At 73.4% G+C, this 18,525-nt stretch carries 15 protein-coding genes; 5 read left to right on the top strand and 10 right to left on the bottom strand.

Features of this window, described 5'->3' with window-relative positions; translation table 11 throughout:
- Positions 1-115: 115 nt before the first annotated feature.
- The 4 genes from AC0HI0_RS22850 to AC0HI0_RS22835 all read right to left on the bottom strand — a co-directional run bounded on the left by AC0HI0_RS22850 (position 116) and on the right by AC0HI0_RS22835 (position 4,662).
- On the bottom strand, positions 116-325 hold the full coding sequence (locus AC0HI0_RS22850) for a hypothetical protein (RefSeq protein ID WP_480925539.1): 210 nt from the start codon (positions 323-325) through the stop codon (positions 116-118).
- A complete protein-coding gene (locus AC0HI0_RS22845) occupies positions 322-3,246 on the bottom strand; it encodes a type 2 lanthipeptide synthetase LanM family protein (protein ID WP_480925538.1) in 2,925 nt (974 codons plus the stop codon). Before AC0HI0_RS22845 ends, AC0HI0_RS22850 begins: the two co-directional genes overlap by 4 nt.
- A gap of 272 nt (positions 3,247-3,518) precedes the next feature.
- Positions 3,519-4,073 (bottom strand): hypothetical protein, encoded by a 555-nt coding sequence (locus AC0HI0_RS22840; protein ID WP_480925537.1) that lies wholly within the window; start codon positions 4,071-4,073, stop codon positions 3,519-3,521.
- Positions 4,074-4,164: 91 nt separating this feature from the next.
- The gene (locus AC0HI0_RS22835; RefSeq protein ID WP_480925536.1) at positions 4,165-4,662 is read right to left on the bottom strand and encodes a MarR family winged helix-turn-helix transcriptional regulator; all 498 of its coding nucleotides are present in this window, start codon (positions 4,660-4,662) and stop codon (positions 4,165-4,167) included.
- A gap of 128 nt (positions 4,663-4,790) precedes the next feature.
- Between AC0HI0_RS22835 and AC0HI0_RS22830 the strand changes: the two genes are divergently transcribed.
- Complete coding sequence (locus tag AC0HI0_RS22830; protein ID WP_480925535.1) at positions 4,791-5,855, top strand: alkene reductase; 1,065 nt, start codon at positions 4,791-4,793, stop codon at positions 5,853-5,855.
- Between the two features lie 331 nt (positions 5,856-6,186).
- Here the strand turns inward: AC0HI0_RS22830 and AC0HI0_RS22825 are convergent, their stop codons facing one another.
- Positions 6,187-6,807 (bottom strand): hypothetical protein, encoded by a 621-nt coding sequence (locus AC0HI0_RS22825; protein WP_480925534.1) that lies wholly within the window; start codon positions 6,805-6,807, stop codon positions 6,187-6,189.
- 770 nt (positions 6,808-7,577) lie between these two features.
- Between AC0HI0_RS22825 and AC0HI0_RS22820 the strand changes: the two genes are divergently transcribed.
- The 3 genes from AC0HI0_RS22820 to AC0HI0_RS22810 are packed head-to-tail and all read left to right on the top strand — an operon-like array spanning position 7,578 to position 10,197.
- Positions 7,578-8,477, top strand: a complete 900-nt coding sequence (locus tag AC0HI0_RS22820; protein WP_480925533.1) for an amino acid ABC transporter permease — start codon at positions 7,578-7,580, stop codon at positions 8,475-8,477.
- Positions 8,477-9,229 carry an amino acid ABC transporter ATP-binding protein gene (locus AC0HI0_RS22815; protein ID WP_480934364.1) on the top strand — a complete coding sequence of 251 codons (753 nt, stop codon included), beginning with the start codon at positions 8,477-8,479 and terminating at the stop codon, positions 9,227-9,229. The genes AC0HI0_RS22820 and AC0HI0_RS22815 overlap by 1 nt, the downstream gene beginning before the upstream one ends.
- Positions 9,230-9,240: 11 nt before the next feature.
- Positions 9,241-10,197, top strand: a complete 957-nt coding sequence (locus AC0HI0_RS22810; RefSeq protein ID WP_480925532.1) for an ABC transporter substrate-binding protein — start codon at positions 9,241-9,243, stop codon at positions 10,195-10,197.
- 66 nt (positions 10,198-10,263) lie between these two features.
- Here the strand turns inward: AC0HI0_RS22810 and AC0HI0_RS22805 are convergent, their stop codons facing one another.
- From AC0HI0_RS22805 to AC0HI0_RS22785, 5 genes are all read right to left on the bottom strand, one after another.
- Positions 10,264-11,373: a WD40 repeat domain-containing protein gene (locus AC0HI0_RS22805; protein WP_480925531.1), complete on the bottom strand. Its 1,110-nt coding sequence runs from the start codon at positions 11,371-11,373 to the stop codon at positions 10,264-10,266.
- A gap of 380 nt (positions 11,374-11,753) precedes the next feature.
- A complete protein-coding gene (locus AC0HI0_RS22800; protein WP_480925530.1) occupies positions 11,754-12,299 on the bottom strand; it encodes a snapalysin family zinc-dependent metalloprotease in 546 nt (181 codons plus the stop codon).
- Positions 12,300-12,368: 69 nt separating this feature from the next.
- Entirely contained in the window at positions 12,369-15,812 is a 3,444-nt protein-coding gene (locus AC0HI0_RS22795) for a TM0106 family RecB-like putative nuclease (protein WP_480925529.1), read from the bottom strand.
- Positions 15,813-15,936: 124 nt separating this feature from the next.
- The gene (locus AC0HI0_RS22790) at positions 15,937-17,073 is read right to left on the bottom strand and encodes an aKG-HExxH-type peptide beta-hydroxylase (RefSeq protein WP_480925528.1); all 1,137 of its coding nucleotides are present in this window, start codon (positions 17,071-17,073) and stop codon (positions 15,937-15,939) included.
- The gene (locus AC0HI0_RS22785) at positions 17,070-18,191 is read right to left on the bottom strand and encodes an FxsB family cyclophane-forming radical SAM/SPASM peptide maturase (protein WP_480925527.1); all 1,122 of its coding nucleotides are present in this window, start codon (positions 18,189-18,191) and stop codon (positions 17,070-17,072) included. Before AC0HI0_RS22785 ends, AC0HI0_RS22790 begins: the two co-directional genes overlap by 4 nt.
- A gap of 161 nt (positions 18,192-18,352) precedes the next feature.
- On the opposite strand from AC0HI0_RS22785, the gene fxsA reads away from it, so the two are divergent.
- Positions 18,353-18,520, top strand: coding sequence for an FxSxx-COOH cyclophane-containing RiPP peptide (fxsA, locus tag AC0HI0_RS22780; protein WP_480925526.1), 168 nt, complete (start codon positions 18,353-18,355; stop codon positions 18,518-18,520).
- Positions 18,521-18,525 lie beyond the last annotated feature (5 nt).

The raw sequence follows: 18,525 nt of genomic DNA, 5'->3' as shown, positions 1-18,525 counted from the left end.
AGTCAAGCCCGCGCCGGACTGCCCGCACCCCCAGTGTGGGCGGGCAGTCCGGCCGTTCGCGGTCCGGGTTCCCGGGACGGGCGCCGCGACCCGGCGCCTCGGCGGTCGTCGGCGGTCAGTGGATGACCGGCGCGCTCACCGAGGTGCTGTCGGCCATGCCGGCGGCGACCACGACGTACGCGCCGACGGCGAGGGTGAGACCGGCCAGCGCGCGGGCCCGCGCGCCGGTCTTGGACTTGCGGGACAGCGCCATCTCCCCGGCGGGGTGGTCGCCGTCCTGGTCGTCGTCCCAGGTGGCGACCTCGTCGCGGTTGGCGTTGCTCATCGGGGGTTCTCCTTGCGAGGGTAGGGATTGGCAGGGGTTTCGAGCAGGAGCACGGACGGTGCCCGCTCGGGGAAACCGAGGCGGAGCAGCCCGTACCCGATCCCGGACAGACCGGTGAGCAGACCGGCCGACGGCACACCGCCCGGCGTTCCGCAGTGCGCCCCGTACTGGTCCAGCGCGCCCAGCACGAGCCCGGCGCGCCGGGTCAGCATGGCGGTGGCCAGATCGTGCCCCCGTTCGGCCAGCACCGCCAGCGATTCCAGCACACCGAGTTCACCGTGGCACAGGCTCAGGTCGCGCAGCGGCTCGTGCACGGCCAGCGCGTTCAGGCAGCGGTCGAGGTGCAGGGTGTAGGTGTCGACCGGCTGGTCGGGGTGCGCGGCGTGCGCCAGGACCGCGCCGGACAGGCCGGAGCACCAGCTGTGGTCGGCCTCGCCGACGTCCAGGAGTCGTTGCCGCAGCGCGTGGTCCGCCCGCAGGTTGGCCCGGCCCGCCACGCCGTGCCGCTGGTCGCGGGCGTGCCGCGCGTAGCGCAGCATGGCCCAGCCGATGCCCGCCCGGCCGCGCGCGAAGCCGTCGCCGCCGGGGTTGGCCGCGATCAGCCGGGCGGCGTAGCGGCGGGCCAGCCGCTCGGCGGCGGGCAGCCCGGTCTCGGCGTGCACGGCCAGCATCGCGGCCAAGCCGCCCGCCCAGCCCTCCACGATGTTCGCCGGGTCCTCGCCGACCGCCTCGACCGCCTCGGCGACCGCGACCGCCTCGGCCAGCCAGCCGGAGATCTCGTCGTCGCCGAGCAGGTTCGCCAGCCGGGCCAGCGCGTAGCAGATCCCGCCCAGGCCGTGGAACGCGCCGCTGCCGACCGCCACCGCGAGTTCGGTGTCCGCCGCGAACGACCGCAGCAGCCCCGGCACCGGCGCGATCGCGTCCCGGGCGAACGCCGTGTAGCGGCCCGCCCCGGTCAGCGCGCCCAGCTGCGCCAGGAACAGCGCCACCCCGGTGTAGCCGTTGGACAGGCCCGCGCCCATCGCGGACACCGCCCAGTGCCGGTCGTCCACCAGCTCCAGGCCCACCCAGTTGACCCGGCCGCCGTCCGCGGTGGCCCGCGCCAGCACCTCGTCGGCGATCCCGCACGCGGCCACCAGCAGCCGCTGCGGGTCCGGGACGCCCGCCTCCAGCGGAGCGGGCACGCCCGCGCCCGAGCGGTGCTCCACCGGCCGGGGCCGGCTCGCCAGCGCGGCGCTGATCAGCCACTGCTGGTCGTGCCGGTCCACCTCGTCCAGCGCGGCGACCTTGCGCGCCACGGCTTCCAGACCGGACACCGGCAGCAGGTCCGGCAGCCGCTCGCCGCCCGCCGACCACACGTCCCGGGTGCCCGGCCGGGTGGTGAACAGCGGCACGTCGCCCGCCCACAGGTCGGTCAGCTCGTGCGGCACCAGCGCGCGCAGCGCGTCCTCGGCCGACTCGTCCCACAGCACGTCCAGCGCGAGGTCGCGGTCCGGCGCGCCGCGCAGCGCGTCCGGGTGCGTCGACTCGTCCAGCAGGGTCGCGTAGAGCTGGGTCATCCTCGGCACGAACCGCACCGGCAGGTCGGCGAACCCGGCCAGCAGCCCGTCGGGCCCGGGCGCCCCGCCGGTGCCGAGCAGTTCGTCGCGGTGGTCGTAGAGCGCGTCGTAGCCGGTGCGGAACCCGGCCAGCAGCGCGCCCTGGTAGTCGGCGGGCTCGGCCTCCACACCCGCCACGGACGGCCGGTTGCGCGCCGGCGGCAGCGGCGCCGGCCTGCGGACCAGCCGCATCCGGTCGGTGCCGGGGTTGAGCCAGGCCACGCCGTCGGCCGGGAACGCCTCGCCGTGGTCGCCGCCCACGCCGCCGATGTCCAGCGCGCCGTGCTCGCCGAGCAGCACCCTGGGCAGCACGGCCGTGCGGTGCACCGACCGGGCCAGCGCCCGCACCGCCGGGTCGGCCGGGATGCCGACCGTGGGGTGGAACAGCGTCTCCACGTCCACCAGCACCGGCTGGTCGCCCGCCGCGATCAGGTTCTCGTAGTGCATGTCGGTGCCGTCCACCGCGTACAGCAGGGCGATCAGCGCGCCCAGCCGGTGGTAGAACCGGCCCACCTCGGTCACGTCCGCGCACGGCGCGTGGTCCACGAACTCCAGCCAGCCGTGCGTCTCGCGGGCCACCGCGCGCGGCACCCGCAGCCCCAGCCGGGTGTGCCCGTCGAACCACGCCAGCAACTCGCCGAACCGGGCGTGCAGCGCCACCGGGCGCGGCTTGTAGACCACCCGCCGGCCGTCCTCGAAGGTCAGCACGGCCACCGACCGGCCGCGCTGGTGCGCGTCGCCCCGGCCGGTCTCGACCCGCACCGGCGCGCCGGGGTCGCGGCCGTCGAGCAGGGTCCGCACGATCGCGTCGCGGTCGGCGGCGAACCGGTCCAGCAGCTCGCGCTGCGCGGCCACCGCGTGCAGGCACGCCTGGCCGAGCAGCCGGGCCAGCACCGGGTACTTGGTGAACAGCTCGGCGAGGTCCAGGTGCTCCACGAAGTGCCGGAACCGCTCCTGGGGGGTGTCACCGGGCAGCCGGTGCGCCAGCCGCTCCAGGTTCAGCTCCAGGACCAGGGCGCGGGCCGCCATCCGGGCCAGCCGCAGGCCGAGCCGGTGCGCGAAGTCGTCGTCGAGCCTGGGGTCCCGCGACCGCGCGGCGCGCACCAGGGGGCGCAGCGCGAACGCGAACGCCTCGTCCCAGTCGCCGCCGGGGAATTGTGCATGGGCCGCGGTCGCGGTGGCGCGTTCCACGAACGCGGCCCATGCCGGCCGCCCTCGTGGGGCGACCAGTTCGTGGGACCCGCCGCGCACACCGCTGTGCCACCAGGAGGCGGGGAGCCGGTCTACGGCGGACGGGATCACGCTGCACAACGTGTCACTCATCGGGATCCCGCACATGGGGGGTGTGCCCCCAGATTTGTCCGTACTCCGCCGTGTTGCGGAAACCGCAGGTGGCCGGGGGTGGACGCGGAGGTGCCCGACCCCGGGCGGGGAGGGCCCGGGCGCCCGGTCCGCGGGGACCGGGGAGTCGAGGTCCACGTGCCGTCGGCGACCCCCGAGGGGTGCGTGCCAGCCGGCCTCCCGCCGGTCGAGGACCACGCGGCGGTGGAGGTCGGCACCCGGCGGCGGCACGTGCGGTGCGCCGGCCGCGGGCGCTACTTGCGCTTGCAGTTCGCGGCCTGGCCGGCCGCCTCGGTGAACTCGTCGGGCAGCTTGATCACCGACATCTTCTCGATGGCCTCGTTCATCACCGACACCGCTTCGGTCATGTTCTGCATCACCGCCGAGAACACGTCGGTGGTCAGCTCGGGGGCGGCGTCCACGGTGGACTTGGCGGAGACGAACTTGTCCCGCGCCTTGCCCAGCGGCTCGACGATCACCTCGATCGCGGCGTCGGCGGCGGTGACCGGGGCGGGGGTCAGCTCGTCGAGGTCGTGCACGGCGACGTTGAGCACGTCCACCACCCGGCCCAGGGCGTCGCCGATGGCCTTCTTGGCCGCCGCCGGGTCGGCAGGCGGCTGCTCGAACTGCACGCCGCCGGAGGCGACCATGTAGTTGGCGACGCCGCAGAAGTTGTTCATCCACCGGACGACTTCCGGCGACGAGCCCTTGGCCGTGACCGGGCCGGCCACCGGCTTGCCCGCGACGGGCGTCGCACACCCCGCCAGCACCAGCGCGAGTACCGCGAACAGCGACCGTTTCACCGCCATGTTCTACCTCACGTTCCCCCGATGGTGGTCATCGGCACGGCGATCGGGGGAAAGCCGGTCACGAAGGGCTACCCGGTGTCCGGGACCGGGTTCAGCTCTGCGGCAGCGGGGGCCGGCCGGTGCGGGTGACCAGGTTGCACTCCAGCATCTCCAGCGTGCGCAGCAGGTCGCCGCGCTCCGCGTCCGGGCAGCCCCCGGTCGTGGCCTCCTCCAGCTCCGCCCAGATCCGGCACACCTGCAGGCGCAGCGCCTGGCTGGCGGCGGTCGGCTCGACCAGGGTGGCGCGCCGGTCGGTCGGGTCGGGCGTGCGGCGCACGAACCCGGCCCGCTCCAGCCGCTGCACGGTGCGGGTGATGGTGGCCGAGTCGGAGTCCAGCACGTCGACCAGGTCGGCCTGCCGCTGCGGTCCGCTGTCCCACAGGTGCATCATCACCAGCTCCTGGCCGGGATGCAGGCCGGCCTCGCGCAGCAGCCGGCCCGCGAGCATCCGGTGCAGCCGGGCGATGCGGAAGATGGCGTGGCTGATCGGCCCGTACGCCGCGGTCGTCGGCACGGGCACGCTCGTCGGTTTCGCCGCCTGGCCGGCCATGGCTCAATTGTACGGCCGTACCAGGCGTGATCGTGATCACCAGGGGAACATCGGCGGAGGTTTGCCTGTTCGAGCAGGTATATGCCTGTTCGAACAGGTAATCGTCGGACTTGCCGGAGGAACGAGAGATGACGACCGCGTTCGACCCGCTGGACCTCGCGGGCACCCGCCTGGCCAACCGCGTCGTGATGGCCCCGATGACCCGCAGCCGCGCCTACGGCACGACTCCGACGCCGGCCATGGCCGAGTACTACGCCCAGCGCGCGTCCGCCGGGCTGATCGTCACCGAGGGCATCCAGCCGTCCCCGGTCGGCCAGGGCTACCCGAACACCCCGGGCCTGCACTCCGCCGCGCAGGTCGAGGCGTGGCGCGGCGTCACCGACGCCGTGCACGCCCGCGGCGGCCGGATCTTCGCCCAGCTCATGCACACCGGCCGGATCGGCCACCCCAGCCTGCTGGCGGGCGACCTGCACCCGGTGGGCGCGTCCCCGGTGCGCGCGGCCGGCCAGGTGTTCACCGGCGACGCCCTGCTCGACCACGTCACGCCGGTCGAGCTGAGCCCGGCCGACATCGAGGCCACCGTGGCCGACTTCGCCGCCGCCGCGCGCAACGCCGTGGCCGCCGGCTTCGACGGCGTGGAGCTGCACGGCGCGAACGGCTACCTCATCCACCAGTTCCTCGCGCCCAACACCAACCTGCGCACCGACGACTGGGGCGGTTCGATCGCGGGCCGCCTCCGGTTCCCGGTCGCGGTCGTGGCGGCGGTCGCCGAGGCGATCGGCGCGCACCGGCTGGGCCTGCGCATCTCCCCGGCCAACACCTACAACGACATCGCCGAGCACGACCACCGCGAGCTGTACCCGGCGCTGGTCGACGCGCTCGACCCGGTGGGCCTGGCGTACCTGCACATCCTGGAGAGCGACCGGGAGTCCACCCGCGAGCTGCGCGCGCGTTCCCGCTCCGCGCTGATCCTCAACCCGCTCACCCCCGACGGCGTGACCGGCCCGGCCGAGCTGGACCTGGTCGCCGACGGCACGGCCGACGCGGTGGCGTTCGGCGCGCTGTTCCTGGCCAACCCGGACCTGCCCGAGCGGCTGGCGTCCGGCGGCCCGTTCAACGACCCGGACCGCGCCACGTTCTACGGCGGTGACGAGCGCGGCTACACCGACTACCCCGCCCTCGCCACCGTCTGACCCGATCGCCCGCCCTGCCCGCGCCCGGTCCGCCGGTCGCGGGCAGCGGCGTTCCGGGGGCCGGCCGGGTTGCGTCCACTGTGGACGAAATTGGTGCCGGTGTTGGTGCGCCGCGACATCCACGCGCCGCAAGCGGCAACCGTGCCCACCTCACCGCCCGGCGCGGTAGCCGACCCCCGCACTCGCCGCGCCCTGCGCGGAACCTGCCGCGTGCGGGATGTTCGACACCGATCTTCTTGTGCTGCAAGGAAAGTTCGCGTCGACGCTGCCGGTGCGCCACGGCCCCGGTCCGCTGACGAGCGGGCCGGGCCGTGGGGTCCGAGCGCCGGCCCTAGGCCTTGGCGCGGCGGCGCAGCACGATCAGCACGGCGACCCCGCCGCCCAGCAGGACCAGGCCGATCACCAGCGGGATGGCGATGCTCGCGCCGGTGTTGGCCAGGCCGCCCTCGGCGACCGCGACGGCCGTCGTGGTGGCCGGGGCGGCGGGGCTGGTGGCCACCGTCGTCGTCACCGGGGCGGTGGTGGTCGTCGTCTCCGCCGGCGGCGCGACGGTGGTCGGCGTGGTCGTCTCGACCTTCTTGTCCACACAGGCCGGAACGTCGAGTTCACCGTTGTCGCCCTTGGTGAACGAGTACTTCTCGTTGTCCGACGCTTTCACGACGACCTTGAAAGAGTGCGCGGTGGTGGCGTCGCCGCCGTCGTACTGCTTCGCGAACTCCTCCTTGAAGGAGGTCGACTCCAGTTCTTCGCCGTCGAGGCTGACGGTGACCTTGTTGTCGCCCTTCTTGGTGTTGTACGCCTTCAGGTCGACGTGCAGCACGGCCTTCTCGTCCACGCACTTCGCCCACACCGTGGGGGTGTGCGCCGACGCGGGGACGACGGAGAACAGGCCGGTGGACACGATGGCCGCCGTGACGCCGAGAACCGCGCCGACGGTCCGTGCGAGCTGCATTGTGGTACTCCTGGGGTGCGGGTTGCGAGAGATCGTCACACTATCCGGACGAGGGAAACGCGCCCGACCAAAAGGCCAGGTCGCCGACTCGGGCGACACCGGGCTGTTGTCGATCTGTAACCGGTCGAGCACTCTCCGGCGCGATTCTGCCGGCAACTCTGCCGGGTCGGACACCGGGGGCGGTCCGACCGCCGCTGCCGCTGCCACCACGCCTGAAAAGCCGGTTTCGTCCGAAACCGCCGCTCCGCGCCCGGTGCCGCCGGGCCGCCCGTCGTCCGGGCCGGCCGCCTCCGGATCCCCGAATGGGTGAATGGCGGACCCGGCCGGAAATGTCGTAGTAAGAGGAATAATTGTCCGGGTCCGACATGACGTCGACGCAAGCGGAATACCGGGCGCAGTCATCCCCCGTTCACAACAATCGTTGGTCGATTCGGGTGGTGCGGGCCCTTGTCAACTGGCAACGGATAGTGGTTTCAGCAGGTGGGCACTCTTGTTCGGGTGCCGGCGAAGTGGCTACTTTGCCGCCAGTCGTGTGAAAACGGCTCCGTGCAACGAACCGTCAACACAAGCCTGGAAGGGGAGAGCGCGATGACCGTCCTCTGCTCCCGTAGGCACGTCGACTACGGCCGGGTTTCCAGCGCGATCTGTCCCCGAGGCTGATCGGACGCACGCCCTCCCCGCCTCCCCGCTCGCCACCGCACCCGCCGCGCGGCACCCGGCCCACGACCGGGGGCCGTCGTGCTCGGCGGGCTCTGCCGAAGGACCCCACCATGAGCGTGTCCGCACAACCACGCCTGCGCGCCCCCGACGACGACCTCTCGAAGCTCAAAGTGGTGCCGGCCCGCCACCCGTGGCGGTGGGTCGGCGTCGTGGTCGTCCTCGTGCTGCTGGCGCAGTTCGTCAACGGCCTGGTCACCAACCCCGGCTGGGACTGGCCGACCTTCGCCCAGTACTTCACCGCGCAGTCGATCCTGCACGCGGTCGGCGTGACCCTCGAACTCACCGCCTACGGCACCGCGATCGGGTTCGCGCTGGGCATCGTGCTCGCGCTGATGCGGTTGTCGCACAGCAGGTTCCTGTCCGCCGTGTCCTGGACCTACATCTGGGCGTTCCGGTCCATCCCGCTGATCGTGCAGATCCTGTTCTGGTTCAACATCTCCTACCTCTACCAGGAGGTGGAGCTGGGGATCCCGTTCGGCCCCACGTTCTTCGGCTTCGACACCAAGGACCTGATCAGCCCGATGGGCGCGGCCGTGCTCGGCCTCGGCCTGCACCAGGCGGCCTACGCCGCGGAGATCGTCCGCTCCGGCATCATCTCGGTCGACCACGGCCAGCTGGAGGCCTCGGCGGCGCTCGGCATCCCGAAGTCCCGCCAGTTCCGCAAGATCGTGCTGCCGCAGGCGATGCGGTCCATCCTGCCCAACGCCGCGAACGAGGTCATCAGCCTGTTCAAGGGCACGTCGATCGTGTCCGTGGTGGCCATCGGCGAGCTGTTCTACCAGGTGCAGGTGGTCTACGGGCGCAACGCGCGGGTCGTCGCGCTGCTCATGGTGGCGACCGTCTGGTACATCGTGCTGACCACCCTCCTGTCGGTCGTCCAGCACTACGTGGAGAAGCGCTACGCCAAGGGCGCGACGCGCGACAAGGGGGGTTGGAAGTGGGCGAGGTGATGGTGGACCTGCGCGGTATCCACAAGAGCTTCGGGACCAACGAGGTGCTGCGCGGCGTCGACCTGGAGGTCCGGGCCGGCGAGGTCGTGGTGGTGCTCGGGCCCTCCGGCTCGGGCAAGTCGACGTTGCTGCGCACCATCAACCACCTGGAGAAGGTGGACCGGGGCTACGTGAGCATCGACGGCGACCTGGTCGGCTACCGGCGGGTCGGCGACAAGCTCCACGAGCTGCGCGAGCGGGAGATCCTCAAGCAGCGCACGCACATCGGGTTCGTCTTCCAGAACTTCAACCTGTTCCCGCACCTGACCGTGCTGGAGAACGTGGCCGAGGCCCCGGTGTCCGCGCAACGCCGCCCGGTCGCCGAGGTCCGGACCAGGGCCCGGGCCCTGCTCGCCCGGGTCGGCCTGGCGGACAAGGAGGACGCCTACCCGCGCCACCTGTCCGGCGGTCAGCAGCAGCGGGTCGCCATCGCCCGCGCGCTGGCGCTGGAGCCGAAGGTCCTGCTGTTCGACGAGCCGACCTCCGCGCTGGACCCCGAACTGGTCGGCGAGGTGCTCGACGTGATCAAAGACCTGGCCCGCAGCGGCACCACGATGGTCGTGGTGACGCACGAGGTCGGATTCGCCCGCGAGGTCGCCGACACCGTCGTGTTCCTCGACGGCGGAGTGGTGGTCGAACAGGGCCCGCCGAGCCAGGTGCTCGACGACCCGCAACAGCCGCGCACCCGCGCGTTCCTGTCCAAAGTGCTCTGAGAGGAAATCCTTTGTCCGCAAGGAAGATCACCGGCATCGTCGCGGCGGCCGCGCTGGCGCTGGCGGCGTGCGGGGGTGCCGACGGGGCGGTGACCGAGGACAAGGTCGTCGCCGGCGGCAAGACCGTCAACCTGAGCCCGCAGCAGAACCGGATCACCGCCGAGAAGGTCGACGCGATCGCCGCCAAGGTGCCGGAGTCCATCCGCAAGACCGGCAAGCTGGTCGTGGGCGGCTCGTCCTCGACCGCGCCGCCGCTGCGCTTCTACGCCAACGACGACAAGACGATCATCGGCGTGGAGACCGACCTCGCCGTGCTGGTCGCGGGCGTGTTCGGGCTGGAGCCCCAGCTGGAGGTCACCTCCTGGGAGAACCTGTTCGTCAGCCTGGACAGCGGCGTGTACCCGCTCGGGCTGTCGAACATCACGGTGACCGAGGCGCGCAAGGAGAAGTACGACTTCGCCACCTACCGGCAGGACACCCTGGCGTTCGAGGCGCGCAAGGGCGGCTCGTGGCGGATCACCAAGCCCGAGGACGTGGCGGGCCACACGATCGCCGTCGGCACGGGCACCAACCAGGAGAAGATCCTGGTGGAGTGGAGCCGGCAGAACGAGGCCGCGGGCCGCAAGCCCACCGACATCAAGTACTTCCAGACCGCGTCGGACTACTACCTGGCGCTGGAGTCCGGCCGGATCGAAGCGTACTTCGGCCCGAACCCGACCTCGGCCTACCACGTGGCGACCTCGGGCAAGACCGAGGTGATCGGCACGTTCTCCGGTGGCGGCGGCGAGATCCAGGGCAAGATCGGGGCCACCACGAAGAAGGGCAGCGGCCTGGCCGAGCCCGTCGCGGCGGCGATCGACCACCTGATCAAGACCGGCAAGTACGCCGAGGTCCTGGACCGCTGGGGCCTGAAGGACGAGGCCGTCACGACCTCCGAGGTCAACCCGCCCGGCCTGCCCAAGACCTGACCCGCGCCGACCACCGCCGCGCCCCCGTCGCACCGAGGCGGGGGCGCGGTGCCGCGCGCCGGGGGTTCACGGGCCGGCGCGGGTGACCGTGCGCAGCCGGGCCACCGAGGTGGGCGGGCGGGTGTTGCCCAGGACGTGGACGGTCCGGTCGTCGGGGCTCAGGGCGAAACCGGCGATGCCGTCCAGGTCCGGGTTCTCGATCCGGTCGACCACCTGGTTCGTGGTCGTGTCGATCGCCACGACGGTCGGGATCCCCCCGTACGGGGCCGCGTCGAGGTAGAGCCGGTCCGGCCGGTGACCGGTGGCGACCTGGCCGATCGGGGCGTAGCCCGGCACGGCGGTGATCGTCGCGGTGACCTGGTCGGTGGCGGTGTCGACCACGAACACGTTGCCGTCCTGGAACGCGCCCACGTACAGGCGGGTGCCGTCGTGGCCGACGGCCGCCGCGTTGCTGTCGTACGCGCGCGGGAGCGTGACCGATCCCCGGATGGTGGGCGGCGAGGTGCGGGCGTCGAGGTGCACGGGCGGGCCGCCGGTCGTGACGTAGAGGTCCCGCCCGTTCGGGCTGACCGCCACGTGGTGCACGGCGCGGGTGTTGCCGGGCGCCGCACCCAGGTCGACGATCCCGGTGACCGCCCGGCTCGTGGTGGAGTACACCAGCAGCCGGCCGGGCGCGCCCCGCCGGAACGCGCCCGGCCCGTACTGGGTGACGTAGACGGTCGACCCGTCCGGGCTGACCGCCAGGTCGGTGACCTCGCCCGAGTGCCAGTCCGGGCCGGGCAGCGGCTGGGCGGGGAACAGCGCGTAGTCGACCACCGCGTCGGTGGCCGTGTCGATGGTCACCAGGCCCCGGCTGACCAGCGCGTAGAGCCGGTCGCCGCGCGGGCTCAGGGCGAGCGGGCCGGCCTCGGAGTCCACGGGCAGCACGATCCGGCCGAGGACCTGCCCGGCGGCGGACACGACGGTGATCGCGGGGTTGTCGAAGCCCTGGCCGTAGTCGAGCACCACGGAGTACACCTTGCCGCCGTCCACGCCGGCGGCGACACCCCGGGCGAACGCCCCGACGTCGACCGACCGGTCGGTCGACGCGTGCGACGCGTGCGCTGCGGCGGGTGCGGCGAGCATGAGGGCGAGGATCGCGATGGCGGTGCGGCGGAGGAATCGGTGTGCGGACACGGTCATGTCCATCCCCTGGTCGGCACTCGGCGTTCGGTGCGTCCCACGGTAGGGCGCGGCAGGCGAACCCCGACACCGCTCCGCAGCGCAACGGGGGCGGTGCCGGAGGGCGACCGAGCGGGGGAGGGCCGGGCGCGGGTTCGGGCGCACCCGCTGCCTCCGGGGGACGGTGACCGCAGCTCACGGAGCCGGAGGCCGGAAACGGCGGTGCCGGACGGGTGAGAGGCCCGTCCGGCACCGCCGGTCTCGCTGCCCTGCTTCGTCCACCGCTCCGGCGGCCCCGGCCGCCGAGCGTCGGCCGCCGGACCGGGGACGATCAAGGGCGGGTGTGGTGGTGGGGAGTGCGTTCCGCCACCACACCCCGGTCGGATCCGAACCGCTCAGCCCCTCGCGTAGACCTCGGGGGTGCCCACGGCCGCGACGGCGCGACCCGCGAAGAGCTGGTTCACCCGGTTCGCCTCTTGGGCGTTCGGGTTGACGTTGCGGCAGGACGTGCCCGCGCTGCCGCCCGACATCAGGTACGAGCAGATGCCGTTGTACGTATCGGGCAGCCCCAGGCCGTGCCCGATCTCGTGTGCCACGATCCGCAACGCGTAGTTGCCCGCCGAAACGTCACGGTTGTCGATGTAGATCGTGGCGCACCCGAGCCCGCAGGGATAGGCCCGGGAGCCGCCGCCGTTGGTCGCGGAGATCCGGATGGTGGCGCTGCCGCCGCGGACGAGCCGCAGGTTGGGCACCTTCGAGTTCCAGATCTGCGCGGCCTGGTCGGCTTCCGCCGAGTAGCCGGAGGCGCTGTAGTAGACGGTCCTGGCCAGTGCCGACGGCGCGGCGGGCGCCGCGGTTGCCGCAGTGGTCAGGCTGGTTCCCACGAGTGCGAGGGAGGTGAACAGCGCCCCGAGGGCGAGGCGCAGCAACTTGCCGGTCACACGATCTCCTTCGGTGCAGGGTGGAAGGTTCTCGCGGTTTTCACATTAAGAGGGCTTGACCGGATGGAGTCATAGCCTTTGGGCATAGATGCCGTCGATGGGCCACGGCCGGGCCTCGTCGGTGAGCCCGATCATCCCGGACACCAGTCTCAACTGGTCGACGCCGCGGATGTCCGCCTCGACCAGCCGCGGCGAGCACACCACCACCGCCACGCCCTGGGCGCGCGACAGCGCGACGTTCAACCTGTTGCGGGACAGCAGGAAGTCCAGGCCGCGCGGCAGGTCGACGGCCGCCGACGAGGTCATCGTGGTGATCACCACCGGGGCCTCCTGGCCCTGGAACCGGTCCACCGTGCCGACCCGCACGTGCTCGTACCCGGACCGTTCGAGTTCCCGGCGCACCAGCCGGACCTGGAGGTTGTACGGCGCGACCACCAGCACGTCCGAGTCGTCCAACGGCCGCGCGTTCACCCCGTCCGTCCACATGCGACCCATCAGCGACTTGACGATCTCCACGACCACCGCCGCTTCCTCGGCCGAACTGGTGGTGTTGTGCCGGTGCTCCACCTCGCGCACGTACACCCCGGACGCCAGCCCGTCCACGCCGCGCGTCGCCGTCGACGGGTGCGCGTGCAGCAGCCCCGCGTAGGACAGCCGGGACACCGGCTCGCACACGTCCGGGTGCATCCGCCGGGTCTGGTCCAGGAAGTACCCGAGTTCGGCCGGGATCACGTCCGCGTCGCCGATCAGGTGCCCGAGCGCGGAGGCGTCCGCGCCCGCCGGGTGCGTGCCCTGCACGACCTGCGGCAGCTGCTGCGGATCGCCGAGCAGCACCAGGTTGCGCGCGCACGTCGACACGGCCAGCGCGTCGGCCAGCGCGAACTGCCCGGCCTCGTCCACGATCAGCACGTCGAACGGCTGCTCGCGCACCGCCGCGTTGGCGAAGGTCCACGCCGTCCCGCCCACCAGGTGCCCCGCGCCCTGGTCGGTGCGCCACCGGACCAGCGCCGGGTTGTCCTTCGGCTGCTCCCACGCGCAGTCCTTCGCGGGCGCGCCCTTGGGCCGCTTGGCGGTCGGGATCGGCACGCCCAGCTCGCGCCCGGCCGCCTGCGCCGCGCCCAGCACGTTCTCCACGGCCTTGTGGCTGTTCGAGGTCACGCCGACGCTGCGCCCGCCGCGCACCAGGTGCGCGATGAGCCGCCCGGCGAGGTAGGTCTTGCCGGCCCCCGGCGGCCCCTGCACGGCCAGCGCCGACCCGTCCAGCCGGTCCACCGCCTCGATCACGTCCGCGATCACGTCACCGCCGGCGGGCAGGGCCGCGACGCCGCGCAGCCGGGGCGAGGCCCGCCGCACCAGGTCGACGCCGGGGTGCGCGGGCAGGTCGGGCAGCGACTCGGCGACCATCCGCGCCAGCTCGTAGACCGCCTCGTCCTTGGGGGAGGGCCGCACCGGGCTGCCGGGCAGCACCGCCGCCGGCCGGTCGCCGTCCACGTCGTCCGGCGCGACGCTCTCCACCAGCACGATGTCCTCGGCCGACTCGCCGAGCACCACGGCGTCGCGGGTCCGGTTCGGCGTGCCCGGGTAGAGCAGCCGGACCTGGTCCCCGGCCGCGAACGGGTGCGGCCGGTCCGGGTCGCACCGCACGCGCACCTCGCGCTTGGCCTTGCGCACCCGCCCGGACGGCATCGTCCAGTCCTCCGCGCGCACCGACACCGGCACCGCGCACGCGCTGTCGGACTCCAGCTCCGACAGCGGCGCGGCGAGCTGCCGGAAGAAGTCCCACCACGCCGGGTTGGTCTCCCGGCGGTGGTACCCGACGGCGGCCGCGAGCAGCGCCCGCGCCCGCTCGTCGGCGGTGAAGTCGGCCGGGTTGTCCGGCAGGCCCGCCAGCAGCGGGTCGACCACCGCCGCGATCCGCTCCGCGCGCTCGGCGCGGCGCTGCGCGGCCAGCTCGTCCTCGATCTCGTCCACGAAGGACTGCTCGGCCACGTGCGGCTCGATCCCGGCCTCGGCCCGGACCTCCAGCAGGAACCGGTAGAGCCGGTGCGTCGACACGCAGTCGTACCGGTTGTACTCGGCGATCCCGTCGAGCACCTCCTCGGCGCGCGCGACGTCGTCGGCTTCGTCGAGCGTCAGGAACTCCTCGTACGCCTCGATGCTCGACACGGCGTTGGTCACCTCGCCGTCGCGCGGCGCGGGCATGTACAGCGGTTCCAGGTACTTGATCGAGTACGACCGCTGCGAGACCCGCAGAGCCTTGCGCACCACCGCGTACAGGTCCACCAGCGCCCCCGACCGCAGCAGGTGGTCGACGGCCTCCTCACGCGTCCCGTGCAGGGCGGCCAGCCGCTTGAGCGCGCTGACCTCGTAGGGCGCGTAGTGGTAGACGTGCGCGTCGGGGTGCTCGGCCAGCCGAGCTGTGGCGAAGTCCACGAACCGCTCGAACGCGGCCTTCTCCTGCGGCCGGGTGTGCGCCCAGAACGGGGTGAACTCCTCGGCCGGCGTCACCACCCCGAACAGGTACTCCAGCCCCTCGCCGTCGAGCGCGAACGGGTCGCCCTCCATGTCGAAGAACAGGTCGCCGGGGCTGGACGGGGGCAGCTCGGCCAGCGCCTCCGGCGTGATCACCTCGTAGGCGACCTTGCCGACCGGGTCGTCGGCGGTGCGCGAGTCGTCCTGGATGACCTGCAACGCGGCCTGCGCGCGCAGGCCGGTGAAGGTGGCGGCGGACATGTTCTGCGGCCGGTCCTCGCGGGCCGCGTCGGCCAGCGCGTCGATCGTGCCCAGCCCGGCCGCGACCAGCTTGCGCCGCTGGTCGGTGCGGATCCCGGCGACCAGCGACAGGTCCCGGTCGCGTTCCCGCCCGGTCGCGCAGTTGCGGCTGAACCGGCAGGTCGCGCACGCGGGCCGCTCGTCGTCCCACAGCCGGGCGAGCGGCTCGGCGGTGTCGCGCAAGCGTTCGCGCAGGCTGCGGACCACCGGCAGGAAGTCCGCGACCCGGAACGTCCGCACGCTGTCGTCGCCCAGCAGCAGGTGCATCCGGGGCCCCGCGAACGACCCCAGCGCGTGCGCGTAGGCGGTGAGCTGCACGACGGCGGCCGGGGTGGCGTGCCGGGCCAGCTTGGCGTCGTGCGGCTCGTAGCCCTGGTCGGTGCGGACCAGGAAGTCGGCGCGGCCGTGGAAGCCGTCGGCGTAGAACACGCCCTGGTAGACGACCTCGGCGCCGGCTTCGAGGGCCTGGCGGGTCTCGGCGGCGGCCTTGGTCAGCGCCTCGTGCGTCGGCGCGGGCTGCGCGATCTCCACCACGTCGTGGCGGGCGCGGAAGCGCTCCAGCACGGCCAGTTCGTGCGCGATCCCGTGCTTGGCGGCGAGCACGTCCTGCCGCTCGTCGGGCCTCGGGGTGCCCGGCACGCCCAGCGCCAGCGCCAAGGTGAGCCGGCTGCGGTGCTCGCACTCCAGCACGTCCACCAGGTCGGCCGGGGAGTGCACGAGACGGCCGTCGGCGGTGAGCATGGCGGGCAGTATCGCCGTCCGGCGGCCCGAGCCGGTGGACCACCCCCGGCGAGTCGCGGGGGTGTCGGAACGGGACGATCCACCGAGGACCGCCCACGCGCGCCCGGCACCCCGGGCCGACCGGTCAGCGGGAGGTGCGCGCCGTCCACCGCTGCCGGTGCTCGTCCGCCTCGGCGGTCGCCCGCGCCAGGGCCCGCGGGTGCACGCTCTCGGCGCACCAGCGGCGCAGCACGGTCGCCATCCCGGTCACGAACGCCTGCCCGGTCGCGGTGAGCTTCCCGCTGTCGAGCAGCGTTTGGGCGGTGTTCAGCGCGGCGGCCCGCCACCGGGCGTACTCGGTCTGCGCGGCCAGGCCGGGCCGGGTCCGCCAGAACGCCGCCACGCCCAGGTGCGCGTACGTGCCGTGCAGCAGGCCCGCCAGCGGGCGCGGGTCCTCCCGCCACGGCGCGTAGTAGATCTCCCGGCGGTCCGGCAGCAGCAACGGGAACAGGTCCATCAGCGCGACCAGCTTGGTGTGCTGGGCCTCGTGCGCCAAGGTCACCGCGAGGGTCTCCGGGTCGGGCGCGAGCGACAGGAACACGCACCCGAACGCGTCGGCGGCGGTCGCGCTGCTGGTCCCGGTCGGCGACGGCGGCATCGGCGTGAGCACGTGCACCAGCTCGGCGAACTCCTCGGCCATCGCCGGGTGGTCGGCGGCGAGCAGGTCCCAGGCCGCCGCCAGGGCCGGCCGCCACCGCGCCACGTCCACGTCCGCCGCCACGGCCAGCCCCGGCGGCACCCCGCCGCCCGCCCAGGTGTCCAGCTGCACCACGTGCGACCCCAGCGCCACCTCGGGCAGCGGGTCGTACTCCAGCGTCGCGGGGTCCGCCACGCCCAGCGACGGCAGCGCGAACACCGACGCCTCCGGGAAGTCCACGTCGACCGGCACGTCCGCCCGGATCGCCGCGGCGGCGGCGGCGAACGCCAGCTCCTGCGGGCACGCGGGCTCGCCGCGCCGCAGCGCCAGCGCGGTCCGGGTGGCCCACGCCCCCACCGAGGGGTGGTCGAGCACGCGGGTGACCGCGTCCGGCGACACCCGGTCGACCGACGCCAGCAGCCGGTACGCCGGGCGGGCCGCCGGCGCGGTGGCGATCATCCGGACCAGCAGGGCCGTCCGGCTGCGCCGGGCCAGCCGCAGCGCCCGCGCCGCGCCGGCACCGCCCTCGCCCCGCGCCAGCGCGGCGAAGTGCGCGGCCGAGAGCCGCCACGGGCGGGCCGTCACGCCGGGGCCGCCAGGTCCGCCGCGACCCGGTCGCGGACGTGGGCGACCAGCCGGTACAGGTCCGGGCAGTAGACCGACGGGTGGTCGAAGCCGCCGACGCCGAACCGGTGCGCGCGCAGCCCGCCGCCGCACGCCGCCACCACGTCGCACGACCGGCAGGTCGCCGACAGCGCCGCCCGCCCGGCCCGGTCCGCGACCACCGCCGGCGCGGCGAGCGCGCGGTCGAAATCGTCGCGCAGCACGTGCAGCCCGGTGTGCGCGGCTTCCGGCGAGGACGAGGCGAGGATGTCCGAGACCGATATCGCGCCGTCGGTTTCCACCACGATCTGCGCGCTGGGCGTCAAACCGATGCCCTCGACGCCGGAACGCCCGCCCAGTACGACGTTCAACAACTCCTCGAACAGCCGGACGCGCGTTTCCGGCGCGCGGTACCAGTGCTCGAACAACGCGATGAGCCAATCCGCGTAAGGCGTCGCGGGGTCGCCCGCGGTCCGGTCGGGCGGCGGCGCGGACCAGTTCCCGTGCGGCAGCAGGAAATCCACCACCGGCGGGTCGAATTCGCGCAGCGATTCGTAGGTCGCGACCGGGTCGGTGCGCACGTCCAGCACGCACAGCAGGCCGCCGAAAACCGGCCGGAACCGCCCGGTCAGCAGCCGCAGCCCCGCTTCGACCTCCGGCCAGCTGCCGGTGCCGTCCGGGCGCACGCGCCGCCGGTCGTGCGTGCCCGGATCGCCGTCCACGCTCACCCCGACCCGCACGTCCAGCGCCCGCAGCAGCTCCAGCAGCGGCCGGTCGAGCAGGGTCGCGTTGGTCTGCACGGAGAAGCGCACCCGCGCGGGCACCGCCGCCCGGAACCGGTGGACCAGCGATTCGATCCGCGCCGCGCCGAACAACAGGGGTTCTCCGCCGTGCAACACGACTTCCACGTCGGACAACGTGTGCGACCGCACGTGCCGCGCCACCCGTTCGGCGGTGTGCGCGACCACCTCCGGCGACATCGCGCGCGGCCGGGAACGCCAACCCGAGTCGGCGAGTTCGTAGACGTAGCAGTAGTCGCAGGCGAGGTTGCACCGGCTGTGCACCTTCACCACGAACTGCCGGAACGGTCGTGCCGTCATGCACCCCCCGATCCATCGGCCCCCGAACAAACCAAACACATCGGGCCCGCCGCTACTTCCGCCAATCGGAGGATTCGGCGCATTCCCCGTTGCCGCGCACTAGGATGGGATCAGCGCACTGCGGACAAACCCGCAGCTTTGCGGTGAGGGGGTTGTGGGAGATGGCTGAAGAACCCGTCCTGGAGTCCGAACTCCTCGACGTCACCGGGATCGACCTGACCCGGTTGGCCGACCTGCCCGACACCGCGCTGCGCGCCGCGCTGCACCGGATCCTCGCCGAGAACGCCGAGATGCCCAACCGGTTCGCCGCCTTCGAGAGTTCGCTGTAGCCGCC

It is taken from the genome of Saccharothrix sp. NBAS 001, from assembly GCF_056640475.1.
Note: the sequence above shows the minus strand (reverse complement) of the source record. Positions and strands in the feature narration are given on the sequence as shown.